General features: G+C 69.7%; 20 protein-coding genes, 2 tRNA genes and 1 pseudogene. 15 read left to right on the top strand and 8 right to left on the bottom strand.

The window, feature by feature from the left end; translation table 11 throughout:
- Positions 1 to 7 precede the first annotated feature (7 nt).
- Positions 8 to 886 (bottom strand): SDR family NAD(P)-dependent oxidoreductase, encoded by an 879-nt coding sequence (locus C7H75_RS01370; protein ID WP_022593492.1) that lies wholly within the window; start codon positions 884 to 886, stop codon positions 8 to 10.
- A 90-nt stretch (positions 887 to 976) separates the two neighbouring features.
- Entirely contained in the window at positions 977 to 1,909 is a 933-nt protein-coding gene (locus tag C7H75_RS01365; protein ID WP_081185551.1) for a D-isomer specific 2-hydroxyacid dehydrogenase family protein, read from the bottom strand.
- 231 nt (positions 1,910 to 2,140) lie between these two features.
- Here C7H75_RS01365 and C7H75_RS01360 point away from each other — a divergent pair, with 231 nt between their 5' ends.
- The 9 genes from C7H75_RS01360 to C7H75_RS01325 all read left to right on the top strand — a co-directional run bounded on the left by C7H75_RS01360 (position 2,141) and on the right by C7H75_RS01325 (position 10,875).
- On the top strand, positions 2,141 to 3,511 hold the full coding sequence (locus tag C7H75_RS01360) for a hemolysin family protein (RefSeq protein WP_081188100.1): 1,371 nt from the start codon (positions 2,141 to 2,143) through the stop codon (positions 3,509 to 3,511).
- Positions 3,504 to 4,520: a hemolysin family protein gene (locus tag C7H75_RS01355; RefSeq protein ID WP_106850852.1), complete on the top strand. Its 1,017-nt coding sequence runs from the start codon at positions 3,504 to 3,506 to the stop codon at positions 4,518 to 4,520. Before C7H75_RS01360 ends, C7H75_RS01355 begins: the two co-directional genes overlap by 8 nt.
- 85 nt (positions 4,521 to 4,605) lie before the next feature.
- Positions 4,606 to 5,124, top strand: a complete 519-nt coding sequence (locus C7H75_RS01350; protein WP_084957343.1) for a 2Fe-2S iron-sulfur cluster-binding protein — start codon at positions 4,606 to 4,608, stop codon at positions 5,122 to 5,124.
- Positions 5,121 to 6,113 carry an FAD binding domain-containing protein gene (locus tag C7H75_RS01345; protein ID WP_022593483.1) on the top strand — a complete coding sequence of 331 codons (993 nt, stop codon included), beginning with the start codon at positions 5,121 to 5,123 and terminating at the stop codon, positions 6,111 to 6,113. Before C7H75_RS01350 ends, C7H75_RS01345 begins: the two co-directional genes overlap by 4 nt.
- The gene (locus tag C7H75_RS01340; RefSeq protein WP_022593481.1) at positions 6,110 to 8,212 is read left to right on the top strand and encodes a xanthine dehydrogenase family protein molybdopterin-binding subunit; all 2,103 of its coding nucleotides are present in this window, start codon (positions 6,110 to 6,112) and stop codon (positions 8,210 to 8,212) included. Before C7H75_RS01345 ends, C7H75_RS01340 begins: the two co-directional genes overlap by 4 nt.
- Positions 8,213 to 8,285: 73 nt before the next feature.
- A complete protein-coding gene (locus C7H75_RS01335; RefSeq protein WP_022593479.1) occupies positions 8,286 to 8,507 on the top strand; it encodes a hypothetical protein in 222 nt (73 codons plus the stop codon).
- Positions 8,508 to 8,635: 128 nt separating this feature from the next.
- Positions 8,636 to 8,761, top strand: coding sequence for a hypothetical protein (locus tag C7H75_RS26265; RefSeq protein WP_005516225.1), 126 nt, complete (start codon positions 8,636 to 8,638; stop codon positions 8,759 to 8,761).
- Between the two features lie 236 nt (positions 8,762 to 8,997).
- On the top strand, positions 8,998 to 10,467 hold the full coding sequence (locus C7H75_RS01330; protein WP_087576482.1) for an alkaline phosphatase PhoX: 1,470 nt from the start codon (positions 8,998 to 9,000) through the stop codon (positions 10,465 to 10,467).
- Between the two features lie 186 nt (positions 10,468 to 10,653).
- On the top strand, positions 10,654 to 10,875 hold the full coding sequence (locus C7H75_RS01325) for a hypothetical protein (protein ID WP_037084727.1): 222 nt from the start codon (positions 10,654 to 10,656) through the stop codon (positions 10,873 to 10,875).
- A 40-nt stretch (positions 10,876 to 10,915) separates the two neighbouring features.
- Here C7H75_RS01325 and C7H75_RS01320 read toward each other — a convergent pair whose 3' ends face one another.
- Complete coding sequence (locus C7H75_RS01320) at positions 10,916 to 11,797, bottom strand: phosphatidylinositol mannoside acyltransferase (protein WP_044990308.1); 882 nt, start codon at positions 11,795 to 11,797, stop codon at positions 10,916 to 10,918.
- Positions 11,798 to 12,087: 290 nt separating this feature from the next.
- On the opposite strand from C7H75_RS01320, the gene C7H75_RS01315 reads away from it, so the two are divergent.
- The gene (locus tag C7H75_RS01315) at positions 12,088 to 12,423 is read left to right on the top strand and encodes a hypothetical protein (protein WP_022593473.1); all 336 of its coding nucleotides are present in this window, start codon (positions 12,088 to 12,090) and stop codon (positions 12,421 to 12,423) included.
- Positions 12,424 to 12,488: 65 nt separating this feature from the next.
- Here the strand turns inward: C7H75_RS01315 and C7H75_RS01310 are convergent, their stop codons facing one another.
- A complete protein-coding gene (locus C7H75_RS01310; protein ID WP_022593471.1) occupies positions 12,489 to 12,941 on the bottom strand; it encodes a DUF5994 family protein in 453 nt (150 codons plus the stop codon).
- Positions 12,942 to 13,237: 296 nt separating this feature from the next.
- Between C7H75_RS01310 and C7H75_RS01305 the strand changes: the two genes are divergently transcribed.
- Together C7H75_RS01305 and C7H75_RS01300 are read left to right on the top strand one after the other, a co-directional pair.
- Entirely contained in the window at positions 13,238 to 13,690 is a 453-nt protein-coding gene (locus C7H75_RS01305) for a DUF5994 family protein (RefSeq protein ID WP_064078252.1), read from the top strand.
- A 7-nt stretch (positions 13,691 to 13,697) separates the two neighbouring features.
- Positions 13,698 to 13,910 carry a hypothetical protein gene (locus C7H75_RS01300; RefSeq protein ID WP_139791980.1) on the top strand — a complete coding sequence of 71 codons (213 nt, stop codon included), beginning with the start codon at positions 13,698 to 13,700 and terminating at the stop codon, positions 13,908 to 13,910.
- A gap of 92 nt (positions 13,911 to 14,002) precedes the next feature.
- On the opposite strand, the gene C7H75_RS01295 is transcribed toward C7H75_RS01300, so the two are convergent.
- The 3 genes from C7H75_RS01295 to C7H75_RS01285 all read right to left on the bottom strand — a co-directional run bounded on the left by C7H75_RS01295 (position 14,003) and on the right by C7H75_RS01285 (position 15,026).
- A tRNA-Arg gene (locus C7H75_RS01295) sits at positions 14,003 to 14,075 on the bottom strand.
- Positions 14,076 to 14,118: 43 nt separating this feature from the next.
- Positions 14,119 to 14,210 (bottom strand) — tRNA-Ser (locus C7H75_RS01290).
- Positions 14,211 to 14,297: 87 nt separating this feature from the next.
- Positions 14,298 to 15,026, bottom strand: a complete 729-nt coding sequence (locus tag C7H75_RS01285; protein ID WP_064075879.1) for a dienelactone hydrolase family protein — start codon at positions 15,024 to 15,026, stop codon at positions 14,298 to 14,300.
- Positions 15,027 to 15,087: 61 nt separating this feature from the next.
- On the opposite strand from C7H75_RS01285, the gene hisC reads away from it, so the two are divergent.
- Complete coding sequence (hisC, locus tag C7H75_RS01280) at positions 15,088 to 16,173, top strand: histidinol-phosphate transaminase (RefSeq protein WP_044990306.1); 1,086 nt, start codon at positions 15,088 to 15,090, stop codon at positions 16,171 to 16,173.
- 79 nt (positions 16,174 to 16,252) lie between these two features.
- A complete protein-coding gene (locus tag C7H75_RS01275; RefSeq protein WP_064075878.1) occupies positions 16,253 to 17,956 on the top strand; it encodes a bifunctional metallophosphatase/5'-nucleotidase in 1,704 nt (567 codons plus the stop codon).
- Between the two features lie 544 nt (positions 17,957 to 18,500).
- On the opposite strand, the pseudogene C7H75_RS01270 reads toward C7H75_RS01275, so the two are convergent.
- Positions 18,501 to 19,395, bottom strand: a pseudogene (locus tag C7H75_RS01270) (alpha/beta fold hydrolase).
- Positions 19,396 to 19,488: 93 nt separating this feature from the next.
- Between C7H75_RS01270 and C7H75_RS01265 the strand changes: the two are divergent.
- Complete coding sequence (locus tag C7H75_RS01265; protein WP_064058540.1) at positions 19,489 to 21,447, top strand: AfsR/SARP family transcriptional regulator; 1,959 nt, start codon at positions 19,489 to 19,491, stop codon at positions 21,445 to 21,447.
- The last annotated feature ends 4 nt before the right edge of the window (positions 21,448 to 21,451 follow it).

Genomic DNA, 21,451 nt, shown 5'->3' with positions numbered 1-21,451 from the left:
CTGTTGCCTAGCTGTCCCGTCCGGGGATTCGTCCGGCGAGGATCGTGTCGACCACGTCGTCGCCGAGCTCCTGACGCAGCCGCTGCTGCACGTCGGGGGCCCGGCGCAGGTGGGCGCCGCCGTCGACGGTGACGAAAGTGCCGGTGGCCCAAGACGACTCCGGGCCGGCGAGAAAACGGATAGCTCCGGCGATGTCGGCCGGGACCCCGAGGCGGCCGAGCGGCGTCTGTTCCAGGAAGGCGGCGGGCCTGTCACCCTCGAAGCTCGCGGCCACCTTGGGGTTGTCGGGCGAGTTCACCAACCCCGGCCTGATGCAGTTGACACGAATCCCGAGGTGCCCGAATTCGTCTGCGGCCGTGCGGACGAGCGCTTCGAGACCAGCCTTGCCGGCGCAGTAGCCACTCATGTACGGGAAGCTCTGGGCGGCGATCACCGACGACGTGAACACCATGGACCCGCCGCCGGCCGCGGCCATTGCAGGGACGCACGCCTTGATCGCGACGAACGCGCTGGTGACGTTGATCCGCAGTTCGTTCGTGAAGCTCTCCGCGTCGCCCAGCAACAACGGCGTCGTGCTGCCGCGACCGACGGTGCTGACGCAGATGTCCAGGCCGATGTCCCCACTCGCGTGCGCGACGGCCGCGGCCACGTCGTCCTCGACCAACGAGTCTCCGGCGATGTGCCGGACGGATGCACCGGCCGGCGCCACCGCCGCGAGTTCGGACGCGAACGCCGCGATGCGCGCCTCGTCCCGGCTCATGATCGTGACCGATGCCCCGTCGGCGAGCAGTGCCCGGGCGCCGGCGCCGCCGATGCCCCCTGCACCACCGATGATCAGTGCACTCTTCCCGTGCAGGGGCAGGGTCTGGCTGGATGTCTGCGTCATGCGGCCGAAGCTAGATCGGCGGCGCCGGTCGCATCCCGCGGATGACCGTTGAACGAGATATTTCGACTAGAAAATTAGCGATGAGACGGGTCAGTAGCCGGCCGCCGGGTCGATCTGCGCCGCCAACTCGTCGCCGCCGACGAAGCGTCGCACGTTCTCCGCGACGTGATCGGCGAAAGCGGCCGAGCGGACCGACGGCGGATTCGAGTCGTGCGGGGTGATGATCGCGTTCGGCAGCGCCCACAGCGGATGACCGTCGGGCAAGGGTTCCGGGTCGGTCACGTCGAGTCCCACGCCGCCGATCCGACCGTCCCGCAAAGCGTCCACGACCGCGTCGGTGTCGACCAGCGGACCCCGCGCCACGTTGATCACCCACGACCGGGGCCCCAGCTTCGCGAGCTGCGGAGCCCCGACGAGGTGCCGCGTGTCGGCGGTGGCCGGAGCCGCGACGACGACGTGGTCGACACGGCCGAACACCTCGTCGACCCGGTCGGCGGTGACGACCTCGGCGGCGCCGGGCACCTCCCGGCCGGAGCGGTTGACCGCGACGACCGTCGCACCCACCGCGGTGAGCATCGGGATCATCGCGCGACCGATCCCGCCGGCGCCGACGATCGCGACCCGGGCCCCGCGCAACGTGCCGACCTTGTCGAAGAACTCCCGCTGCCGCCATGTGGTGGCGGCCAGGTGCTCGGGCAGCGCCCGCACCCCCGCCAGCAACAGCGTGAATGCGTGCTCGGCGACGGTCGCGGCGAATGCGCCCGCCGCCGACGTCCACACCACGTCGGGGTGCCGCTGGATCACCCCGGCGTCGAACCAGTGCTCGACGCCGGCCGAGTGCAGTTGCACCCAGCGGATCGAGTCCGGCAGCGAGTCCGGGAAGCGCGTCGTGTCGTCGCCCGCCCACACGAGAGCCTCGGCGTCGGCCAGGCCGGCGACGCGGCCGCCCCCGCGGACGACGGCGTCCACGAGCAGGTCGTCGGGCTCGGGTCCCAGCGCGATGGGCGTCGGCGTCGTCGTCACGGATTCTCCTCACACGGCACGACCCGGGCGTCCGGATCTCGGTCCGAGGCTAGGCGTCCTCGCGTCGGATCGCAGACCTCGGGAACCATCCCCATGGGTGATTCGTCCTATTTTCGTAGGACATGTCCACCAACAGAGAAAGAAGGCTATGAAACGCAGGCCCCGCAAACCTCGAAGACCCGTCGTCCGACGTGTGATCATCACTGACACCACCACTGTGGAGGTGTCCACGTGCTGACCCTGCTCGGAATCGTCGCCGGTGTCGCCGTCGTCCTGGCGATCACCGCGCTGACCGGCTACTTCGTGGCGCAGGAATTCGCCTACATGGCGGTCGACCGGTCCCGCCTGAAGGCGCGCGCCCAATCCGGCGACGGCGCCGCGGCCCGCGCCCTCGGCGTCACCCGCCGCACCTCGTTCATGCTGTCCGGCGCCCAACTCGGCATCACCGTCACCGGTCTGCTCGTCGGCTACGTCGCCGAACCGCTCATCGGCCGCGGGCTCGGCGAACTGATGGGCGGGATCGGGATCCCCACCGGCGTCGGCATCGCCGTCGGCGCGATCCTCGCGGTGCTGTTCTCCACCGTCGTGCAGATGGTCTTCGGCGAACTGTTCCCGAAGAACCTCGCCATCGCCCGACCCGAACCCGTCGCCCGACGCCTCGCGTTGTCCACGACGCTCTACCTCAAGCTGTTCGGCTGGCTGATCTGGCTCTTCGACCAGTCGTCGAACCTGTTGCTGCGTGCGCTCAAGATCGAGCCCGTGCACGACGTCGAACACTCGGCGACCGCGCGCGACCTCGAGCACATCGTCGCCGAGTCCCGCGACGCGGGCGAACTGCCGCGAGAGCTGTCGACGCTGCTCGACCGCATCCTCGACTTCCCCACCCGCACCGCCGAGCACGCGATGATCCCGCGGGCCCGGGTCGACGTGATCCGCGCGGCCGAACCGATCGCGGCCGTCGTGGCGTCGATGGGCGCCGGGCACACCCGCTACCCGGTCGTCGGCGCCACCAGCGACGACCTGCTGGGCGTCGTCCACCTGCACGACCTCCTCGGCGCCGACCCGGGCGGCACCGCCGCCGACCACGCCCGGCCCGCCGTGATCGTCCCGACGACGCTGCCGCTGCCCGACGTCCTCGCCCAGCTGACCGCCGCGAAGGACGAGATGGCGCTGGTGATCGACGAGTACGGCGGCTTCGCCGGTGTCGTCACCGTCGAGGACATGGCCGAGGAGCTGGTCGGCGAGATCGCCGACGAGCACGATCCGGACCACGTGGAGACCGAGGTGCAGGCCGTCGCCGGCGGCTGGCTGATCCCCGGCGGCGTGCACGTCGACGAGGTCGCCCGCGTGCTCGACGAGCACCTGCCCGAGGACGACGACTACGAGACGTTCGCGGGCCTCGTGATCGCCGAGTTCGGCGGGCTCCCGCGGGTGGGCGACACCGTGACCGTCCAGCTGCCCGCCGATCCGGCCGACCTCGTCGCCGACGAACCGCCGCCACCGACGTATCTGGACATCGAGGTCCGGGCCGTCGACAAGCACGTGCCGTCGGCGCTGTTCGCGACCGTCCACACCGACCGGAAGGACGCCGTCGATGAGTAACCCGTGGACCGTCCTGGCCGTCACCGTCCTGCTGATCGCCGCGAGCGCGTTCTTCGTCGCGGTGGAGTTCGCACTCATCGCCGCCCGCCGGCACCGTCTCGAGGACGCAGCCCCGAACAGCCGTTCGGCCCGCGCCGCGTTGCGCAGCGCGTCCGAGCTGTCGGTGCTCCTCGCCGGCTCGCAGCTCGGCATCACCGTGTGCACCCTCGCGCTCGGTGCGGTGACGAAACCGGCTGTGCACCATTGGCTCACGCCGGCGTTCGCGAACTGGGGCGCCCCGCTGTGGCTGGCCGATGTCGCCGGTTTCGTGCTCGCGTTGCTCATCGTGACGTTCCTGCACCTGGTGGTCGGCGAGATGGCGCCGAAGTCGTGGGCGATCGCCCACCCGGAGAAGTCGGCCACCCTGCTCGCGATCCCGATGCGCGGATTCATGTGGCTCACACGGCCGTTGATCGTGATCCTGAACCGGGCCGCGAACTGGTGCCTGGTCAAGGTCGGCGTGCAGCCGGTGGACCAGGTGGCGTCGGGCCAGGATCCCGAGGCCCTGCGACACCTCGTCGAGCACTCGGCGACCGTCGGCACGCTCGACGAGCGCTACCACGGGCATCTCACCAGCGCGCTGGAACTCGAGTCGCTCACCGTCGGCGACATCGTCCGCCCCAACGACCGGCCGAGCAGTGTCGACGCGGATGCGCCCGTCGAACGGATCCGCGAGACCGCCGATGCCAGTGGGCACTTGCGCCTGCTGGTCCGCAGCGGCACCGACGTCGTCGGCGTCCTGCACGTCCGCGACAGCCTGGGCGCGGCGTCCGAGACCCGGGCCCGCGATCTGATGCGCGACGTGCTCACCGTCCAGGCTGCGACACCGGTCTACGAGGCGCTCGCGACGATGCGGAACACCCGCAGCCACATCGCGGTCGTCCGAGACGACGCCGGCCACCTGATCGGACTGATCACCCTCGCCGACGTCCTTGCGCGGCTGATGCCCTCCGCGGGCACCGCGGCCTGACCACGGCGAAGGCGGAACCGGGAGTGGCGCCCCGGTTCCGCACGGTGGGTGTTTCCGCCCGGCGATCCGGGGGTAGTCCCTGGGCATGGAGATGCGTGTGACCCTCTGTGTGGACGGCGCCGAACGGACCTGCACCGTCGATACCCGCACGACGCTGCTCGACGCACTCCGTGACCGCCTCGGCGTCTTCTCGCCCAAGAAGGGCTGCGACCACGGCCAATGCGGGTCCTGCACGGTGCTGCTGGACGGCCGACGGGTGACCACGTGCCTGTCGCTCGCCGTGGCGCAGGACGGCGCCGACATCGTCACGGCGTCCGGACTGTCGGACTCCGGCCTCCACGCTGTCCAGCAGGCGTTCATCGATCAGGACGCGTTCCAATGCGGCTACTGCACGCCCGGCCAGGTGTGCTCGGCGGTGGGGATGCTCACCGAAGCCGCGGACGGGGCACCCAGTCACGTGACCGAGGACCTCACCTCCGCACCGGAGTTGACCGACGACGAGATCCGCGAACGGATGAGCGGCAACCTGTGCCGGTGCGGCGCCTACCCCAACATCGTCGCCGCGGTCCGACAGGTCGCCCACGAGCAGGCTGCGGACACGTGATCCCGTTCCGCTACGAGCGACCCGCCGACGCGCCCGCGGCGGTGGCGCTGCTGCACGAGAACCCGGGCGCGAAGTTGCTGGCCGGCGGAACCAACCTGGTCGATCACCTCAAGCTCGGCATCGCCACCCCCCAACTCGTCGTGGACATTTCGCGTATTCCACTCGATTCCGTCGAGCCGACCGACGACGGCGGACTCCGGATCGGGACCAACGTGCGCAACAGCGATCTGGCCGCCCACCACGTTGTCCGCGAACGGTATCCGGCGTTGTCGCGCGCACTTGTCGCCGGCGCGTCACCACAGTTGCGCAATCTGGCCACGACGGGCGGAAACCTGCTCCAACGCACGCGCTGCGTCTACTTCCAGGACGTGTCGACGCCGTGCAACAAGCGGCAGCCCGGCACCGGGTGTTCGGCGGTCGGCGGATTCACCCGGCATCACGCCATTCTGGGCGCCTCGGACGCTTGCGTCGCGACCCACCCGTCGGACATGGCGGTGGCGCTCGCAATGCTCGACGCCCAGGTGCTGGCGCTGGGGCCCGATGGTCAGCGCCGCATCCCGGTGACAGACTTCCACCGGCTTCCGGGACGCGACCCCGACATCGACACCGTGCTGGAACCCGACGAGATGATCCTCGCGGTCGAACTGCCGGCGCCGGCGCCCGGTGCGGTGTCGACGTATCGGAAGGTGCGCGAGCGCGCGTCGTACGCGTTTGCGCTGGTCTCCGTCGCCGCGGAACTGGGACTCGACGCCGGAGTCGTCACCCGTGTCCGCATCGCCTTCGGCGGCGTGGCGCACAAGCCGTGGCGGGCCACGCGCGCCGAGGCGGCATTGCGGGGGCGCACCGCGGACGTCGACGCGTTCGCCGATGCGGTCGACGCCGAACTGGCGTCGGCACATCCCCTGGACGGCAACCGATTCAAGGTCCCACTGCTGCAACGCGCCACCGTTGCCGTGCTGCGGGAGCTTGCCGGGGAGGCGACACAGTGAATGCCATCGGCACATCCCTCGCGCGCATCGACGGCCCCGCCAAGGTAACCGGAACGGCGCCGTACGCGTACGAGCACTCGGTCGCCGCCCCGGCGTTCCTGTACCCGATCACCTCGACGATTGCACGCGGTTCCATCGTGGACATCGACAGCACCGCGGCCGAACGATCCGACGGCGTGCTGGCGGTGCTCACACCGTGGAATGCGCCGCGCCTGGAGGACACCTCGGACGGTGAGTACCGCCTGCTGCAGGGCCTCGAGGTGGCGTTCCGCGGGCAACCGATCGGTGCCGTGATCGCCGAGACCCCGGAGCAGGCGCGTCACGCGCAGACGCTCGTGCGCGTCGAGTACGACGTCCGGGCTCACGACACAACGTTTCGTACGGACGCAGCGGGCATGTACCTCCCCGAATCCGCCAACGGCGGCTACGAGACCTCCACGGAGGAAGGTGATCCCGACACTGCGTTCGCCCGCGCCCGCGCCGACGGGGTGATCGTCGACGGCTGGTACACCACCCCGGAAGAGCACAACAATCCGATGGAGCCGCACACCACCGTCGCGCTGTGGGCCGAGGACGCACAGGAACTGACGCTGTACGACTCCACCCAGGGGCCGCACGGCGTCGCGGACACACTCGGGCCGATACTCGGGTTGTCCCCGGAACAGATCCGGGTGATCGCGCCGCACGTGGGTGGCGGATTCGGCTCCAAGGGCGCCCCGCACGCGCACGACGTGCTCGCCGCCCTGGCCGCGATGACACTGCCCGGCCGAGCGGTGAAGTTCCCGGTGACGCGGCAGCAGATGTTCGTCTTCGTCGGCTATCGCCCACCGACGGCGTCGCACATCCGGATCGCCGCGAACCGCGACGGCGGCATCACCGCGCTGGTGCACGATGCGTACTCGCAGAGTTCGCACACCAAGGAGTTCGTCGAGCAGACGGCGGTCCCGTCGCGGTCGATGTACACGGCGCCGCATCGGCGCACCTCGCACCGAGCCGTGGCACTCGACGTCCCGGTGCCGTACTGGATGCGCGCCCCGGGCGAGGCCCCCGGAATGTATGCGGGTGAGGTCGCGATGGACGAGCTCGCCGACGCCTGTGGGATCGATCCGATCGAGCTGCGGGTCCGCAACGATCCGCCCGTCGACCCCGAAAGCGGCAAACCGTGGGGGTCGCGCCGACTGGTCGACTGCCTGCGGGAGGGCGCCCACCGATTCGGGTGGGAGACGCGGCCGCGGCCGGCCGGGAGTCGGCGCGAGGGGAACACGCTCGTCGGATTCGGCGTGGCGAGCGCCACCTACCCACACATGATCAATCCGGGTTCGAAGGCCACGATCCGACTGCGCGAGGACGGTCGGCTGGGCGTGCAGATCGGCGCCGTGGACATCGGCACCGGCACGTGGACCACGCTCACGCTCATCGCCGCCGACGCCCTGGGTTGCGACCCCGAACGCATCGCACTCGAGATCGGCGACACCGCGTTGCCGTACGGAACCGTCGCGGGAGGATCGTCCGGGACGTCGTCGTGGGGTGGGGCGATCCTGACGGCCGCACGCGAGTTCCGCGCCAAGTTCGGCGACGATCCCCTCCCAGGAGCCGAAGTGACCGCGGAAGCGGACACCGAACCCCACGACGACTATCGAATCAATTCCTACGGAGCGCATTTCGTCGAAGCTCGGGTCGACATCCACACCGGCGAGATCACCGTTCCCCGCATGCTCGGGGTGTTCTCCATCGGCCGGGTCGTCAACCCGCGCACCGTCCGCTCGCAGCTACTCGGCGGCATGACGTTCGGGATCTCGATGGCGCTGTTCGAGGAGAGCGTCCGCGACGGGCGGTTCGGGCACGTCGTCACGCAGGATCTCGCGACATATCACTTCCCCACGAACGCGGACGTCCGGGACATCGACGCGATCTGGCTCGACGACGTCGACGAGCGCGCCACCCCGATGGGTTCCCGCGGCGCCGGCGAGATCGGAAATGTCGGCAGCGCTGCCGCCGTGGTCAACGCCGTCTGCAACGCGACCGGGACACGCGTGCGGGAACTGCCGATCCACGCGGACGACCTGCTCCCCCACCTGCCGAATATTCGCGAGACCTGAAACGCCCGACGGCTGAGCCGACGAAATCCGGCGTAGGGTCAGTCGATAGGGGTGTTCCGAGCGGGGCGAGATCATGAGTGCTTCTCCGAACGGACCGCACCGCGGTCGGGCGCATGCGCACACGGCCGCGTCGCGGCTGGCGGTGGCGGTGACATTCGTGCTGCTGTCGCTGATTCCCGGCGCCATCGCCTTCGCCCTCGGCCGGTCCCTCTTCGCGATCTTCTGGCTCGTCGTCTTCACCGGCCTCGCCCTCGGCGCCGTCGCGGCAATCCTGCCCTCGAGCTGGAGTCACTGACCCGGCCGACCGGGCCGGTTGAATCCACGGGTGAATTCCGGGGAGGGTGCACACCCCGGCCTTACCTTGGGGTAACTTGCGAGCGCGCGATCTGCGCAATCAAACAAACAAATGGATGGGAAGCAGTCATGAGTTCTTCCGAGTTCGCCACGTCCGTCGCCGAGGTCAAGCCGGTCGTGAGCGGCATCGCCGGCGCACTCACCGCGGTCGCCACGATCCTCGGTGTGCTGGGAACGCTGGCTTCCTTCAGCTGACCCGAAGCGCGGCCGCGCGTACACCGCGGTCCTCCGCAACGGGAAGTCCTCCACCGGCGAATCCGGTGGGGGACTTTCGTTTGCGCGGCCCGCAATCACACGCGCGGCTTACGATCCGGCGCCGGTACGCGGAAGTTCCGGCCCGGTTCACCGGCCGGCCATCCGGCCGCATTCTGTCGTTGCGGTTGCCGTCCTACCTTCCTCCCGACCTTGATCATCAACAGGGAGGCCGCATCGTGCCCATGTCACCGCTCAACCGCCGCACGTTTCTCGAGCGCACCGCCCTCGCCGGAATCGGGGTGACGCTCGCCGGCAGTGTGGGCACCCTGTTCCGCCCCGCCGTCGCGGGCGCCGCCCCCGGTGCCGCGATCGGCTACGGCCCGCTCGTCGCCGATCCCGCCGGAATCCTCGCCCTGCCCAAGGGTTTCTCGTACACGATCGTCTCCCGCTCGGGTGAGACGCTGCTCGACGGCGGCGTCCCGTTCCCCAGCGATCCCGACGCCAACGGCGTGTTCGCGGCCGGCAACGGCACCACGATCGTCACCAACCACGAGGTGGGTGGCAGCGAGCCGTTCGGTGTCCCGGCCGTCGACGGCCTCACCTACGACCCGGGCGCCCGCGGCGGCACCACCACGACGACGCTCGACCGCAGCGGCGCGCGTCAGGCCCAGTACGTCAGTGTCGCGGGCACCGTGAACAACTGCGCGGGCGGCATCACCCCGTGGGGCACCTGGCTCACGTGCGAGGAGACCGAGGCCCGTGCCGGGTCGAACGGTTTCACCAAGGCCCACGGCTACGTCTTCGAGGTCGATCCGGCGAGCCAGGCTGCGAACGTCGGCAAGAGCCCGATCCCGCTGAAGTTCCTCGGCCGGTTCGCGCACGAGGCGGTGGCCGTCGACCCGTCGTCGAGCGCGGTCTACCTCACCGAGGACGCGGGCAGCCCCAACGGCCTGTTCTTCCGGTGGACGCCGCCGCAGGGCTTCGTCGGCGGACCGGGCGCGTTCCACGCGCTCGCACAGTCGCCGGGCGGGGACACCGCCGGCAGCCTGCAGGCGATGAAGTGCTTCCAGGACGGCACCCACGTGCCCGACCTCGCCCAGGCCGCGACGCCGGGGGTCAAGTACACCGTGCAGTGGGTCGACGTCCCCGACCGCGACGCCAAGACCACCTCGGTGCGCAAGCAGTTCACCAACGACCAGGTCACCCGCAGCCGCAAGCTCGAGGGGCAGTGGTGGGGCGACGGCGGCGCGTACTTCGTCGCCAGCTTCGCCCGCACCAGCGACGGCAGCGTCGCCGAGCACGACGGACAGGTGTGGTTCTACGACCCGGCCACCCAGACCGTCGAACTGAAGACGCTGTTCGGGGTCAACCCCGACCCGTCCGTCGACACCGGTAACTACGACGGCCCCGACAACATCACCGTCTCGCCGCACGGTGGTCTCATCCTCGCCGAGGACGGCGACGGCATCAGCCACCTGATCGGCGTGACCGAGAGCGGCGAGCCGTTCTCCGTCGCCCGGAACGAGTTGAACGACAGCGAGTTCTGCGGTCCGGCGTTCAGCCACGACGGCCAGACGCTGTACGCCAACATCCAGAGCCCCGGCATCACCGTCGCGATCCGCGGGCCGTGGCGCCGATCGACGGGCTCGTCCGCCGGCTCGTCCGGCTTCTCCTTCGGCTCGCTGGAGTTGCCGTTCGGCTCGTAGACCCTCCGTCACCCGTGGACGCCCTCACCCGCACACCGCAGGTGGGGGCGTCCGGCGTTTCCATTCGGGTTCGTCCAGGACGAAAGCCCCTGGAGCGACGGGGCGTTGTCCCCTATCCGAATGGGGACCTCCGACGGCATCGTCAGGGCATATCGGATTTCGATCGGCATCCCGGGGTGAAGAAGTGTGAGGAAGTTCCTGCCGTATTTCTCGACTCGACGAGGGGCGGCGCGGGTGTACCACAACTTCCTGGACTGCCCGGCGGGCATGCGGATCGCCCGGGCCGACCGGGAGCCCGGGGTAGGGCCGGACGGTCTCGCCTATCCACAGTGCGAGCAGTGCGCAGCGTGGGACGACAAGATCGCGCAGTCACGCAGCGCGCTGCACCGGTGGTTGGAGTCGGAGTAGCCGTCGACGAAATACGTGGACGCACAGTGCATACCGCGTGCTACCGATCGACCCGGATGTCGGCGGTCCACACCCGTTGCAGCATGTGCCAGTCGGCCGGGTGTGCGGCGATCCCCGCCGCGAACCGGCTGGTCATCGCCTGAGTCGTCGGCTGCAGTCCACCGCTGGTGTCGATCGGCGGCCCGACATGGAACCCCCAGCCGTCGGGTGTGAACCAACAGTTGACCGGTAGCAGGGGCGCACCGGTGTCGAGCGCCAGCCGCGCCGGCCCGGCCGGCATGCGAGTCGGTTCGCCGAAGAACGTGACGGGCACGCCCGTGCCGGTCACGTCGCGTTCGGCGAGGAGCCCGACGATCCGCCCGCGGCGTAGATGCGTGGTCAGTTGTTCGAACGGTGGTTGCGCGGAGCCGGTGAGGGGGATGATCTCGAATCCGAGCCCCTCCCGGAATCGCACGAACCGGCGGTACAGCGATTCGGGCCGGAGGCGCTCGGCGACGACGACCGGCGGACCCACGCGTCGCGCGATCCATACACCGGCCATGTCCCAGTTTCCGCTGTGATGCAGAGCCAGAACCGCACCCCTGCCGCGCTCGACCGCCTCGTGAATGTTGCCGAGCCCCGTGGCCGACGACTCGATCTCCTCGACCAGCCGCACCGGATCCATCGTCGGGAGCCGGAAGGCTTCGCACCAGTAGCGGGCGTAGGAACGCAGGCTTGCCCGCACGAGATCGTCCGGCACCTGCGCAGGCGTCGTGGACAGCACCCGGGCCAGATTGCGACGAAGCTGGTCCGGGCCGCCGCCCCGGGCCGCGCGATCAGCCGCGAAGTCGAACAGTCGCCTCGCCGACCGCTCCGGCAGGGCGCGCACCAACCGCCAACCTGCCGCATACCCGAGATCCCAGGCCCGGTCCCCGGGGTTCATCGGCCGCGGCCGTCGACGCGGACCGCAGCAGTGCAACAGACACCCCTGCTGTGATTCGGCGGGGAGTGGATTCCGAGCCTCATTCTCCGAGTGTCCTCCCCCGAGAGAGACATGGGAACGACGAAATACCTCGCAATCGTGTTGTCGCGCTTCGCGCATGACTCAGGAGGCTGTCGGATCCGGAGGAACGTCAGGATCGTCCGACCGTACGGCACGGCATTGGTGTGAAGAGGTCCAGGAACGGGTATACGTCCCACGCCCCTGAACACCCACTTCCGACTGGAGTCGACATGCTTGTGATCATCGGATTGATTCTCCTCATCGCAGCCATCGTGATCGCGGTCGCGGGAGTCCTGACCAACGGCGGTAGTGAGCACGCGATAACGGATGACTTCTCCATCCTGGGCTACCACGTGACCGGATCGACCGGGACGCTCTTCCTCTTCGGCGTCGTCGTCGGCGCGGTCGGCGTGGCCGGCCTCGCGCTACTTCTGGCCGGAGCCCGGCGGTCCTCCCGACGGGGGCGCGCCGCCCGAAACGAACTCGACCAGATCCACCGGGCCGACACCGCACGCGCCGAGCAACAGCGTAAGACCCCGCCGCCGCCGACCGAGCAGGGTGCATGAATCTACCTGCAGACGAACAACTCTCGGCGTGCGCCTGATCAGCCGGTCGCCTCGACGCCGAGTGTCTATGCCACCCGGTAGCCGTCGTCGACTATCGATCGCATGTCGTCGTAAGCGCGTTGCGGCTGGGTCGTCGGTGGAATCACCACCAGGAGGGTGCCGCGCCTATCCGTGCCGATCAGGCACATGACCCCGGCGGGCTGCCCCGGCAGCGGTTCGGTGAACCGGATCCCATCGGTGTTGTCGATTCGACGTTGGTTGATGCTGAGCATGTCCCAATCGAATGCGATCCGCTCGATCGGCCCCGTTCGCGGTGCCAGCACCGAGATCAGGTCGTGCAATTGAGCGGTGAGGTTCGAAGTCCACGGCCACCACGCACCGGCGATCTGGCCGGACCCCGACTTCTGCCCACGCAGGACCAGTCGTGGAGTACGAGTCGGGACGGGGAACGGCTGCAGGCCGTCCGCGGTCTCGACCTCGTAAAGAAGGCCGTTGACCAGATCCGGTTGTCGTGTCATGACTCCTGCCGCTCCTTCATCGGAGGACGAAACCGATCCTTGTCCGACCGATGCACTGCCGTACGAGAACCGCCGGCGACCTAGCACGTCGATACCTTCAGCCTACGCGTCACACGTCCCGGCGCGGTGGCTCGAGGAAGCGGGGCGCACGAAACAGCCCGGTCGCGAGCCCGGGCGTTCAGCAGACTCGTGACGTGTACGGTCGAGTCATCGCAGCTATCCACGCATCGGCACTCCCGTGCGGGCCGCTTTTGGAAATCAAGGCCGATTCGCGGCCACGCTAAGGAGCGTCTCGAATGACGCAAACTCCTGCCCATTTCGACCTTCGCCGGGAATCTCCGCCGGGGGACGGAGGCCAGCCCTTCTCTGCCCCGACCCGCATCACCAGGCTGCTGTTCAGCACCGGAAGCCTGGGTGAGGTGGAAGCGGTGTGGTGGCCGCGCACCCAGAACCTGAGCATCGAACTCCATGACCTCGTCGTCGCTCTCACCCCGAGACTCGGCCCTGTCGCGCGCATCCGTTTCGACTGGAACGCGGTCAGCGCGATGCAACGCCAGATCGACTCGGACGACGGGTTGGACGTCACCGGCCCCGAGCCCGGCCAGCCGTGCCGAGTCATGAGGGTCGACGGCCGCAACGGAAGTCGTATCGACATCGCCATCGTCGAGCCGGGCGCAGACACCGCGTACGGATACCGACAGATGGCCCTGCTCCTCGACTCTCCAGCCGAACTCGTCGGACAGGGGTGACGACGGCATGGCAATGCGAATCGTCGCCTTCGACGTCGTCGAACGCAACGACGTCGGAGTGGACGAGATCCAGCGACTGGCACGCGACCTCTGGCAGGCGATGTCGGCGGGTCGTGAAGGCGCGAGCGAGCGACCTCGATGGATCAACAGTGGCGCAGTCGCCGCAGCCGACGCCTACACGGCACATCGGTTCGAGGGCACCGTCGACGGCGAGGCGTGAGCCCGCCCACATCACCAAACGGCGGCAAATGCCCTCTTCCTGGGAACGAGAAAGACCCCCCTGCATCACTGCAGGTGGGGGTCTTTCTGATGTGCGCCCGAAGGGATTCGAACCCCTAACCTCTTGATCCGTAGTCAAGTGCTCTATCCGTTGAGCTACGGGCGCATGTTCTATCTTCAGTTGTACTGGACCCGCGAAAGGACCAGTGTGGCGGAGGCGAGAGGATTTGAACCTCCGGTCCCCTTTAAGGGGGACAACTCATTAGCAGTGAGTCCCATTCGGCCGCTCTGGCACGCCTCCTTGGGGGCCGGCTCGTTTCCGATCCGCCGGGCGAAACATTACACAGAGTTCGCCAGCAAACGCAAAACGCCTGGTCAGCGTCATCTCCTATCTCAGGTTGCTGTCGAACCAGTCGAAGATCCGGCGTTGGGCGTCGAGGATCGCGACCACGAGCGGATCGTCGTCGTCCGCCGACGGCTCCGGGACGGGCGGTTCGTCGGCGCGGTGCGCGAGTCCGACGTAGCTGACGATGTTGGTGGGCGCGTCCGACCTCGCCACGGCATCCCGCAGTCGCTCGACATGCTCGGGCGGGGTTCGCGGATCGTCCTCGCCGTACAGGCCCAGCCAGGGCGCCCGGAGCGACGGCGCCGCGTCGACGAGCGCGGGGGTGTCGTCGGTGAGCGGTGCCACGATGCCGCGCGCCGACACACTGACCGCGGCCCCGACCGGGCGGTTCGTCGCGACGAGCAACGCGGCGGTGCCGGCGTCGTCGAAGCCCAGGACGCCCACACAGTCCGGATAGATACCACGTCCGACCAGCCAGTCGAAGGTGGCGTCGAAGGCCGCGAACAGGGTCTCGCCGAACACTTCGCTGTCGCTGTGCGCGGGTTCGTGGTGGAAAAGATGCGGGGCGGCCACCACCCAGCCCTCCGCGGCGAGCGCGCGCATCAGATCGAGCAGCGCGGGAGCGAAGTCTCGGGATTCGTGCAGGAGCACGATGCCGCCGCGGGCCGGTCGATCCGGCTCGACGGCGGTGAGCGGCACGCGTTCCTCCGACTCCACGGGGGCGTCGACGTCGGAGCGCAAGGGGGCGTCGTCCCGGAAGATCCCCGGCATGAATCAACCTTGGCACGACCACGGCGGCAGTGCACGCGATCGCGGGGCGCATAATCGCATCGTGACCCCCGTGACCCGCGCAGACCTCGAATCCATCCCGACCTACGTGCCGGGCCGCAGCTATCCCGGGGCCATCAAGCTGGCCAGCAACGAGACCACCCAGGGTCCGCTGCCCGGCGTGGCGCAGGCCATCGCGGACGCCGCGTCCGTCGCGAACCGCTACCCCGACAACACGTCGGCCGCGCTGATCCGCGCGCTGTCCGAGTCGCTCGGGGTACCGGCCGAGAACATCGCGACCGGCTGCGGCTCGGTGGCGCTGTGCCAGGAACTGGTCCAGGCGACGTGCAACGAGGGCGACGAAGTCGTCTACGCGTGGCGCTCGTTCGAGGCGTACCCCGTCGTGACCAAGGTCGCCGGCGCCGTCTCGGTCCCGGTGCCGCTCACCCCCGAGCACGGCCACGACCTGGATGCGATGTTGGCCGCGATCACCGACCGCACCCGTCTGATCTTCGTGTGCAACCCCAACAACCCCACCGGGACCGCGCTGGGCCGAGAGGAGCTCGAGCGCTTCCTCGACGCCGTCCCGGCCCGGGTCGTCGTCGCGCTCGACGAGGCGTACTTCGAGTACAACCGGTCCGGCGTCGACGGCATCGACCTGGCCCGCACCCGCCGCAACGTCGTGGTGCTGCGCACCTTCTCCAAGGCGTACGGCCTGGCCGCGCTGCGCGTCGGGTACGCGGTTGCCGATCCGGCCATCATCGCCGCGCTGGCCAAGGTCCACATCACCTTCAGCGTCAACGCGGTGGCGCAGTCCGCTGCGATCGCGTGCCTGGGAGCGCGGGACGAACTGCTCCGCCGCACGCACGACGTCGTCGCCGAGCGCGACCGGGTCCGCGACGCGCTCCGGGCCGCCGGCTACGACGTCCCGGAGTCGCAGGCCAACTTCGTCTGGCTGCCGTTGGCCGACCGCTCCGCCGCGTACGGCGAGGCGAGCGCCGAGGCCGGCGTGCTGATCCGCCCGTACGGCGTCGACGGGGTGCGGATCACGATCGGCGATCCCCACGAGAACGACGCGTTCCTCGCGTTCGCGACGTCGCCGGCGGCGCAGGAACTGGCCGGGATCCCGGCCGGGTCGCCCACGGTGTAATCCAACCGTTATCGGTCGACGGGTCCGCCACCACCGATTCGTTGGCAAACTCGTCCCGGTGTGCCGACCAGGAAGCGATTTGTCCGGACGCCGCCGACGCGGCCCCGCGATCGTTCTCGCCGCCGCGCTCGGCACGTCGCTGACCGTCGGCATCCACACCGCGCAGGCGCGCCCGCCGGACGTCGACAAGGTGCCCGTCCGCCTGCTGGCGATCAACGACCTGCACGGCAGCCTGCAACCGCCGCAGGGGGCGCGGGCACAGATCCTGCGTCCCGACGGCCCACCGGTCGACGCCGGCGGGGCCGCGTACCTCGCCGCGTACATTCGGCAGCTGCGCGGGCAGGCGCCGAACTCGCTGCTCTACTCGGTGGGCGACAACTGGGGGTCCTCCCCCATCGAATCCGCACTGTTTCACGATGAACCGGCCGTCAACCTGCTCAACACGATGGGCGTGGACGCCGCCTCGGTCGGCACCCACGAACTCGACGAGGGCTTCGGCGAGTTCCGGCGGATGCAGACCGGCGGCTGCCACACCGTCGACGGCTGCCAGTTCGAACCCGAGTTCGCGGGCGCGAAGTTCCCCATTCTCGCGGCGAACATGGCTCTCGCCGACGGCACCCCCGCGACGCTCCCGTTCACGGTGGACTACGTCGACGGCGTCCCGGTCGGCGTGATCGGGGTGATGCCCTCCGACACCCCGGCGAAGGTGGCGGTCGACGGTGTCGCAGGACTCGAGTTCGGCGACGAACTCGCCACCATCGACCGGACCGCCGCGACACTGGACTTCCTCGGCGTCCACGCGGTCGTCGTGCTGCTGCACCGCGGGGACGAGCCGACGGTCGGCGGGCCCAACTCGTGCGACCTCGCCGACGGCCCGGTCCGCACCATCGCGACCCGCGCGACGCCGTTGGTGGACGCGATCTTCACCGCCGACAGCCACGCCCAGTACAACTGCAGCGTCGACGACCCGGCGGGCGACCCACGGCCGGTGATGCAGGCGGCCTCCCACGGCCGGATCGTCTCGGTGGTCGACATGACGCTCGACCGGGCCACCGGCGAGGTCGACCGGCCGAGCACCCAGGCTTTCAACCAGATCGTGACGCAGGACATCCCGCCCGATCCCACCGTCGCCGACCTGGTGGCCCGCGCCGGCGTGCAGTCGGCGGAGGTGGCGCAGCGACCCGTCGGCGCGATCACCGCCGACATCACCCGCGAGCCGGGACCGGGCGGCGAGAGCCCGCTCGGCGACCTCATCGCCGACGCTCAACTCGCGGCCGCGCGCGGGCGCGGCGCGCAGATCGCTCTCACCAATCCCGGCGGCGTGCGGACCGACCTGCTCCGCGGCGCCGACGGGACGGTGACGTTCGGCGACGCCTACCAGGTGCAGCCGTTCGTGAACTCGCTCGAAGTGCGCACCCTCACCGGCGCGCAGCTGAAAGAAGTTCTGGAGCAACAGTTCCAGACGAGACCGGACGGCTCGACTCTCGAGCTGATCCTGGCGCCGTCGGCGTCGTTGACCTACCGCATCGACCGTGCTGCGCCTGTCGGCGCCCGCATCGCCGATCTGCGGGTCGACGGCACCACCGTCGTCCCGGACGGCCGCTACCGGGTTGCGGTCAACAAGTTCCTGGCCGACGGCGGCGACGGGTTCACCGCTCTGCGTGGCGGAACCGAACCCGCCTCCGCCGGAAACGATCTCGAAGCCCTCACCTCGTACCTCGAAGCCCACTCCCCCGTCGCACCGCCCGCACCTGGACGCATCGCGATCGCGGCCCCGAACTGACATCACCCGGTGCGGCACGGGTTTGCCAGAGAACTGCCAGACGGATTCAAGCCGGCCCACAGCCGGGGTGTGCAGCATGGCAATGCGCAACCGCGTAACCCGTTACGACCGAAAGGTTTTTCTCCCATGGACCTGAGCTACCTGTCCGAGTTCTTCGGCGCCTTCTCCGATCTGTTCGGCGCTCTCGACTTCTTCAGCGGATCACTCGGCGCCTGAGCTCGGTGCCACCGGCCGTGGGGTCGAGCGTTCGATGCGGCGCTCGACCCCACGACCACAGATCACCCGAGTTCGGTCGTACCCCTCACGTTCGCGGGCATGCGCCCGCAACCACTCTTGGCCACCTCACGTCTCCACGCCGGGTCGAGATGTCCCGGCCGTGACGCGGCCGGCGTTGCCGCCGTCCACGAAAACCCTCAGGCTCGAGCCACGGCGTCGGAACCGATTGCGGCCCATGCATGAAACCCTCCATGTCGCCGGGTCCGGGCATCTCCTGATCGGGTCGCATGCGTCGGTAGAGGGCGTCGTTGTGCGGCATCTTCCGCGACTATCGCACGAGGAGATCGCGAAGGACTGCGACGATCTCCCGCGGCGACTCTTCCGCCATGAAGTGACCGGCGTCGGTCGTCCGGTGGACCAGGTCGGGTGCCCATGCCCGCCACAGCGCGACCGCGTCGTAGCCGAGAGCGTCGCCCCAGTTCTGCTGGACGACGGTGACCGGCATCGCGAGCCGTCGCCCCGACTCACGGTCCGCGCGGTCGTGTTCGACGTCGATACCCGCCGAGGCCCGGTAGTCGGCGACGATGGACGGCACGGCCTCCCGCGACGCCCGCAGGTACTCGGCCCGAATCTCGGCGGGCATCGCGTCGGGATTCGGCGTCCACGCATCAAGGAAGTAGCCGAAGAAGGCGTCGGCGGTCGCCTCGATCATCTGCTCCGGAAGCCCCGGCGGCTGGGCCATCAGATAGAGGTGGAAGGCCACGGCCGCGTTCGCGCCGTGCAACACGTCCCACATGTCGAGGGTGGGCAGCACGTCCAGACTCGCGACGTGCGTCACGGTCTCGGGATAGTCGAGCGCGGCGCGAATCGCGACCAGCGCACCCCGATCGTGGCCGGCCAGGGCGAAGCGGTCGTGGCCGAGCGCGGTGGCCACGGCGACCACGTCGGCCGCCATGGTGCGCTTGGAGTACACGTCGCGGTCCGCCTCCACCGGCTTGTCGCTGGCGCCGTATCCGCGCAGGTCGGGGCAGATGACGGTGTGATCGTCGGCGAGCGCACCGGCGACGTGACGCCACATGAGGTGGGTCTGGCGGGAAGCCGTGCAGGAGTACGATCGGGTCGCCCGTTCCGCCGGTGGCGACGTTGAGGTCGACGCCGTCGGCCACGGTCACGCGCTGGTAGTCGAAGCCGGGAATCGTGGGCCCGGAGTGCACTGCAGACATGTGTCGGTCCTTTCGCTGTCGGTGATGCGCTGTCCACCCTGGCGGGAACGGATGAGCAATCGATGAGCACGCGACGGGAAGGGGCGAGCACCGGTGTCGACGACGTTCGGTGTGCTCGGCCCGACCGCGGCGTGGGACGACGGCGGTCGTCCCGTCGCGTTGAAGGGGCCACGTCATCGCGCCGTCCTCGCCCGCCTGCTCGCGGCGCGGGGCCGCGTCGTCCCGCTGAACGTGCTGATCGACGATCTCTGGGACACGCCGCCGGACGGTGCGGCCGCTGCCGTTCGCACGTTCGTCGCCGCACTACGCCGCTCCCTCGAGCCGGACCGTCCGCCGCGTGCGCCGGCAACTCTGCTCGTCACCGAGGGACCCGGATATGCGGTACGTCCCGTCCCGGACGCGGTCGACGCCTGGGCTTTCGAGCGGATGGTCGTCGAGTCGGCCGGCATGCCGCCCCATCGTTCCCGCGAACTACTCGACGCCGCTCTCGCGACGTGGCGCGGGCCCGCCTATGCCGACTTCGACGAGATGGATTGGGCGCGAAGCGAACGCGTACGCCTCGAGCAGCTCCGGCTGGTCGCCGTCGAACGCCGGGCGGGGACCCTTCTGGCGCTCGGTCTGGAGGTCGACGCCGTCCCCGAACTCGACGCGCACGTCACCGAGCATCCGTGGCGCGAGGAGGGATGGCGGCTTCTCGGGCTCGCGCTCTACCGCTGCGGCAGGCAGGGCGAGTCCCTCGCTGTGCTGCGGCGCGCGCGGGCACGGCTCGCGGACGAGCTCGGAATCGACCCGTCTCCGGCGCTGCGACAACTGGAAATCGATGTGCTGCAGCAGAGTCCGAAGTTGGATCGCGGCCGAGACGACTCCGACACGGCGCGGGTCTTCACCGCCGCGGCCACGGCCTACGAGCGGGTCGCCGGCGGCGGCTCGCGCGCCCGACTCGAGTCCGCGGTGAGCCTGCTGCGCAGCCTCGCGGTGACCGGCGGCGCCGGACTGACCGCGGCCCGCGAGCAACGACTCGCAACGATCACCGCAGCGGAGAAACTCGACGATCCCGTGCTCACCGCCCGGGTGATCGGGAGCTACGACGTACCGGGCGTCTGGGCACGTTCCGACGATCCCGAGCAGGCTGCACACGTCGTCGCCGCCGCCCGGCGCGCGCTGGCCGCCCTTCCCGACGGCAACGACAGCGTGCGGTGTCGGCTGCTGGCGGTCGTCGCGATGGAGTCGCGTGGCACCCGCGACCCGGCCGCCATGGATGCCGCCGCGGAATCCGAGCGTCTGGCGCGAGCACTCGACGATCCGGCCCTGCTGGCACATGCCCTGAGCGGAGTCTTCATGCAGTCTTTCCACCGTTGCGGCCTTGCACCCGAGCGGGATTCGATCGGGAGGGAGATTCTCGGGCTCGCGCGTCGACACGCGCTGGTGAACTTCGAGGTCCTCGGCCACCTCATCCGCATGCAGGCCCTCGGCGGGCTGGGACGCTTCGACGACGCGGACCACCAGGCCGACGCGGTGGAAGCGCTCGGCGCGCTGCACGAGCGTCCGCTGGTGGCGCCGTTCGCCACGTGGTACCGCGCGATGCGGCGAGCGGCGAGCGGGATCCCTTGGAGGGAGGCTGAATCCGCGTATCGGAGTGCCTCCGCGAGCCTCGAGGACGCCGGGATGACCGGCGTCGACCGGGGAATTCTGCCGCTGGCCGTGCTGTGTCTGCGCGTGTGGCAGAGGCGGCCGATCGAGTTCGACCGAGACATCGACTGGGGCCCGTACGCGCCGTGGGCACGCCCGTTGCTCCTCCTCGCCGACGGCCGTCGCGAGCAGGCCGCAGCTGCGGCGCGATCCCTCCCGGACCCGCCTGCGGACCACCTCGCCGAGGCACTGTGGGCACTCGCCGCGACGGCGGCGGTCGAAGTACACGACACCGCCCTCATGAGGCGCAGCCACGCCGCGCTGGCTCCGGCCGCAGGGCAGATCGCCGGCGCGGCGAGCGGACTGCTGACCGCAGGGCCTGTCGACGACTACCTCGCGATGCTGTCCGGCGAGCTCGACTGACGCT

The organism is Rhodococcus (subgen. Prescottella) equi, from assembly GCF_003013675.1.
Classification (GTDB): Bacteria; Actinomycetota; Actinomycetes; order Mycobacteriales; family Mycobacteriaceae; genus Prescottella; species Prescottella equi.
The sequence above is the reverse complement of the archived record's forward strand: the minus strand, read 5'-3'. Positions and strand labels throughout refer to the sequence as shown.

What these genes read in the sequence shown, in the direction of transcription:
- C7H75_RS01350 (WP_084957343.1), top strand. Translation starts at nt 4,606, where the DNA reads ATGGAGATGCGTGTGACCCTCTGTGTGGACGGCGCCGAACGGACCTGC.
- C7H75_RS01335 (WP_022593479.1), top strand. Translation starts at nt 8,286, where the DNA reads ATGAGTGCTTCTCCGAACGGACCGCACCGCGGTCGGGCGCATGCGCAC.
- C7H75_RS01305 (WP_064078252.1), top strand. Translation starts at nt 13,238, where the DNA reads ATGACGCAAACTCCTGCCCATTTCGACCTTCGCCGGGAATCTCCGCCG.
- C7H75_RS01370 (WP_022593492.1), bottom strand. Translation starts at nt 886, where the DNA reads ATGACGCAGACATCCAGCCAGACCCTGCCCCTGCACGGGAAGAGTGCA.
- C7H75_RS01355 (WP_106850852.1), top strand. Translation starts at nt 3,504, where the DNA reads ATGAGTAACCCGTGGACCGTCCTGGCCGTCACCGTCCTGCTGATCGCC.
- C7H75_RS01310 (WP_022593471.1), bottom strand. Translation starts at nt 12,941, where the DNA reads ATGACACGACAACCGGATCTGGTCAACGGCCTTCTTTACGAGGTCGAG.
- C7H75_RS01300 (WP_139791980.1), top strand. Translation starts at nt 13,698, where the DNA reads ATGGCAATGCGAATCGTCGCCTTCGACGTCGTCGAACGCAACGACGTC.
- C7H75_RS01315 (WP_022593473.1), top strand. Translation starts at nt 12,088, where the DNA reads ATGCTTGTGATCATCGGATTGATTCTCCTCATCGCAGCCATCGTGATC.
- C7H75_RS01285 (WP_064075879.1), bottom strand. Translation starts at nt 15,026, where the DNA reads ATGCCGGGGATCTTCCGGGACGACGCCCCCTTGCGCTCCGACGTCGAC.
- C7H75_RS01320 (WP_044990308.1), bottom strand. Translation starts at nt 11,797, where the DNA reads ATGAACCCCGGGGACCGGGCCTGGGATCTCGGGTATGCGGCAGGTTGG.
- C7H75_RS26265 (WP_005516225.1), top strand. Translation starts at nt 8,636, where the DNA reads ATGAGTTCTTCCGAGTTCGCCACGTCCGTCGCCGAGGTCAAGCCGGTC.